We start from the raw sequence: 3,931 nt of genomic DNA, 5'->3' as shown, positions 1-3,931 counted from the left end.
CCAGCACGCCGATGGAGGCGTTGATGTAGAAGCTGTGCCCCAGCACCGAGGTCACGCGGGACACCCAGTGCTCCAAGGCGATTCCCTCGAGGGCGATCATCCGTCCCATCGCCTCGTTGCCCAGCCGGATCGCTCCCGCCTCGACCTGGGGGGCCCGGCCGCGCCCTGGGGGTGGAGGCGCGCGGGGGGGCCCACCGCCGCGCACAAGGGCGAGGTGAAGATCGACCTGGACCGCCTGGAGTCGGCGAGGCCGATGCTGGCCGTGGAGCGGCTGGCCGCACTGTGCCGCAACGACGCCGGGCTGCACGAGGTCGCCCGCGACGGCCGGGTGAGCGCGGCGCGGGAGAAGTCGCCGGAGTTCGCCGCGGCCCTCGACGAGGAGCTGGGCAAGATCGGGCACCGCGGTCCCGGCGAGTGCGAACTGCTCAACCCGACCTTCGGCGACCGGCCGGAACTTCTGGTCAGCGCCGCCGCCCGGGCCGCGGATCTGCCTGCCCCGCACCGGGACCCGGTGCCGCCGCCGAGCGGGCGCACGGCGAAGATGGCCGTGGGCGCCACCGTCTACCGCGAACGCGCCCGCGACGCGGTCGTGCGCATCACCCACTGCCTGCGCATGGCCACCCGGGAGCGTGCCGCCCGCCTGGCCCACGCCGGAAAGCTCGCCGACACCGACGACGCGGCCTTCCTGACCCTCGACGAAATCCTCTGGGCGCCTGCGGATCTGCGGGACCGGGTGGCGCGCCGCCGCGAGGAACGCGCCCGGCTGCAGGCGATCCGCATGCCGGATCTGGTGCTCGGACGCTGGGAGCCCGAGGCCCGGGGCGGGCGGGCGCTGGAGGCGGGCGAGAGCATCACCGGACTCGGTGTCAGCCCCGGCGTCGTGGAGGGCACCGTGAAGCGAATGCTCTCCCTCGACGACGATATCGAGCCGGGCGACATCCTCGTCGCCGCCGTCACCGACACCGGGCACACCGCGATGTTCGCCTACGCGGCGGCCGTGGTCACCGATATCGGCGGTGCGGCCTCCCACGCCGCGATCGTGGCCCGCGAGTTCGGGATTCCGTGCGTCGTGGACACCAAGACCGCCAGCACCGCACTGCGGGACGGGCAGCGGGTCCGCGTCGACGGCGCCGCGGGCACCGTCACCCTGCTCGCCGAATGACCCCGAGCCGCACCGATTCCGGCGGCTCGACAAGGAAAGGAACACCACACGTGGCGATCTCGCATGTCCTGCGAGGATCGGTGGCCGCACTGGCCGCCGCATTCCTCGCCGTCCTCCCGGCGGCCACCGGGCCCGCCCTGGCCGCACCGCCGCCGCACACCGCGCCCGCCGGCGCGGGACAGCAGCAGTCCCTGGGGATTTCGGCTCCCAACGCCCGCGATATCGGCGGCTACCCGACCCAGCACGGCGGCGGCAAGATCCGCTACGGGCTGGTCTATCGCACCGACGCGCTGGACAAGCTCACCGCGGCCGATCAGCAGCGGCTGGCATCGCTGAACATCGGCAAGGTGCTGGATCTGCGCAGCCCCAACGAGGTGAAGGCGAATCCGGACAAGCTGCCCGCCTCGATTCCGTACTCCCCGTTGCCGATCTGGGATCCGAGCAACGACTTCTACCTGTATGTCTCCAATATCATCGCGGGCGGACCGGCGGTGCAGCAGGAGCAGCTCGGCGACGGCGAGGCCGCCGACTTCATGCGCCGCTACTACCGGTGGATGGTCACCGACGCCACGGCCCGGGGCCAATTCGCTACGGCGATAAAGGAAATCGCCGCGGCACCCGGAGCGCTGCTGTACCACTGCACCGCAGGTAAGGACCGCACCGGCTGGACGACCGCGATCCTGATGTCGGCCCTCGGCGTACCCGAGGGCCAGATCTACAAGGACTACCTGGCGTCCAACGACTATCTGGCGGCGAGCAACAAGGCCACGATCGACGCCCTCTTGCAGCGCGGCCTGGTCACCGATCCGTCGCTGTTCGAACCGATCCTCGGCGTGCAGCGCGACTACCTCGAGGCCGCCTTCGACCAGGCCGAACAGTCCTACGGCTCGATCGAGGGCTTCCTGTCCGACGGCCTGGGCATCGACTCCGGCACCGCGGAGGCGCTCCGGGCCAAGCTGCTCGACAAGCACTGACCATCCCCACTCGGGCGGTGATGACCTCGTAGGGCCCGTTCGGTGCGGCTACAGCCCCGGCCAGCCGTAGCGAACGGGACCGGCGGCCAGGCCCGCGCCGCGGGGCGGCGCCGGTTCGGCGCTCGGGCCGCCGGTGAGACCCGGATTCTGCGCGGCGTGTTCGCGGCGCACCGCGTCCATATCCATCCACTGGATGGTCTGCACGGCGTCCTCCAGCTCCGCGGCGGTCTGGAAGCCGAGCTTCGTGTAGACCAGCAGGCCCTCCCGGAATCCCAGCAGGGTGGGCAGGCTGGTGATCTGCGCGGCCGCCGCGAGCGCCTGCTGCGCCTCGGTGTCGACGGTGCCGTGCAGGATCTCCGGATGCTGGTTCGACGACTCCTCGTAGATCGGCGCGAACCGGCTGCACCAGCCGCACCAATCGGCCCAGAAGTCCACCAGGACGATGGGGGTGCGGGCCACGGTCTGGTCGAAGTTCTGCTGCGTCAACGCGTGCGTGGGCATGCGGTCCTCCCGGTGACGCTCGGATTCGCCGACATGTGCCCGGATTCTTCCACGAACACCCGCACCCGGTCATCTGCCCATCGCGGTAGCGAGCGGCTATCGTCCGGCGCTACTCCCGGAAACGCAGCGGGGCGAGGTGCACTCCGCCCTGACCCCACCCCGCGTGGGTGACCCACAGCCGCTCCCCGTCGTCGACGACCTCGGCCGCGTGGGCGCGCAGATGCCCGGCCTGGTCACCGATCGAGAAGTGCAGCGGATCGTCGCTGCGGAACACGTCGGTTCCGGAGTACCGGGGCCGCGGACCGAGGAACAGGTACCAGGATTCGTTGTGCCGCATGACGAACGGCGATTCGGTCGGCCCGGCGCCGGTGCCCGTGCGGGGATCGGTGTAGGCGATGGCGCGTTCGCTCCAGGTCACCAGGTCCGTGCTGGTGCGGTAGGCGACCACGTGGTGACCGCCGTCCGGATCGCTGGTCGCGCAGTAGTACATGACCCACCGATCCTCCAGCCACAGCACCATCGGATCGCGCGCGTCGTAGCCGTCGCGGAACAGCGGACCGTCCGGGTGCCGGGTCCAGTGGGCGAGGTCGGTGGAGGTCGCGAGGTTCATCGCGGTGGCGGTCCGGTCGGGCCCGCCGCCGTCGTAGAACATGAAGTACCTGTCCCCGGAACGCACGACGTAGGGGGCCCACAGGTGGGTCTCGCCGTAGTCCGGATCGGCGGTCAGCGCGGGCGGGTACTTCGTCCACGGCCCGAGCAGCCTGTCCGCCGTGGCGTGGGCGAATTCGGTCTCGTCCCAGGGATCGGCCGGTTCGGGATGGGTGATACCGAACAGGTGCCAGCGACCGGACTCGTCGCGAATCACCGTGTGGTCGTTGATGTACCAGGGTTGCGCCTCCCCCGCACTCGGGTCGTAGATGTGACGAAACCGGCCCGCACTCACCTGCATGCCGCCTACGGTGCCGCCCCGGGCCGCCGGGCACACCGCGACACGCCGGGGCGGCCGAGGATGCGAGACCATCGCCGCGGATCGGGTAGGCCATCGACATGGGACGCCTGGGCAAACATCCGAAGCGAACACCGTTCTACGGAACGCTGATGATGCTGACCGCCATGATCAGCGGCCTGTGGGTGCAATACCTCCCCGCGCTCCCGCTGCGCGTCATCGCCTACATAGCGCTGTTCGTCCTCGCCGCCGCCGGTTTCCTGATGACCTTCCGCGACTACTCCTGACGTCCCGGGCCGCCGCGGGACGCCACGACTCATCCCCGGCATCCTTCGCCACACGACCTCA

At 70.7% G+C, this 3,931-nt stretch carries 5 protein-coding genes; 3 read left to right on the top strand and 2 right to left on the bottom strand.

Annotated elements, in window-relative coordinates:
- Positions 1-214 precede the first annotated feature (214 nt).
- Together QH290_RS13975 and QH290_RS13970 are read left to right on the top strand one after the other, a co-directional pair.
- Complete coding sequence (locus QH290_RS13975) at positions 215-1,162, top strand: PEP-utilizing enzyme (RefSeq protein ID WP_280383216.1); 948 nt, start codon at positions 215-217, stop codon at positions 1,160-1,162.
- Between the two features lie 50 nt (positions 1,163-1,212).
- Complete coding sequence (locus tag QH290_RS13970) at positions 1,213-2,136, top strand: tyrosine-protein phosphatase (protein WP_280383215.1); 924 nt, start codon at positions 1,213-1,215, stop codon at positions 2,134-2,136.
- A 48-nt stretch (positions 2,137-2,184) separates the two neighbouring features.
- Here QH290_RS13970 and QH290_RS13965 read toward each other — a convergent pair whose 3' ends face one another.
- Positions 2,185-2,637, bottom strand: a complete 453-nt coding sequence (locus QH290_RS13965; RefSeq protein ID WP_342213297.1) for a thioredoxin domain-containing protein — start codon at positions 2,635-2,637, stop codon at positions 2,185-2,187.
- Positions 2,638-2,746: 109 nt separating this feature from the next.
- On the bottom strand, positions 2,747-3,586 hold the full coding sequence (locus QH290_RS13960; protein ID WP_280383213.1) for a glycosyl hydrolase family 32: 840 nt from the start codon (positions 3,584-3,586) through the stop codon (positions 2,747-2,749).
- 98 nt (positions 3,587-3,684) lie between these two features.
- On the opposite strand from QH290_RS13960, the gene QH290_RS13955 reads away from it, so the two are divergent.
- A complete protein-coding gene (locus QH290_RS13955) occupies positions 3,685-3,870 on the top strand; it encodes a hypothetical protein (protein ID WP_280383211.1) in 186 nt (61 codons plus the stop codon).
- Positions 3,871-3,931: the final 61 nt, after the last annotated feature.

Source organism: Nocardia wallacei, assembly GCF_029869545.1.
GTDB lineage: Bacteria > Actinomycetota > Actinomycetes > Mycobacteriales > Mycobacteriaceae > Nocardia > Nocardia wallacei_A.
This window is presented reverse-complemented; position numbering and strand designations above follow the sequence as displayed.

Coding starts and splice junctions, on each gene's coding strand:
- QH290_RS13965 (WP_342213297.1), bottom strand. CDS start 2,637: ATGCCCACGCACGCGTTGACGCAGCAGAACTTCGACCAGACCGTGGCC.
- QH290_RS13960 (WP_280383213.1), bottom strand. CDS start 3,586: ATGCAGGTGAGTGCGGGCCGGTTTCGTCACATCTACGACCCGAGTGCG.
- QH290_RS13955 (WP_280383211.1), top strand. CDS start 3,685: ATGGGACGCCTGGGCAAACATCCGAAGCGAACACCGTTCTACGGAACG.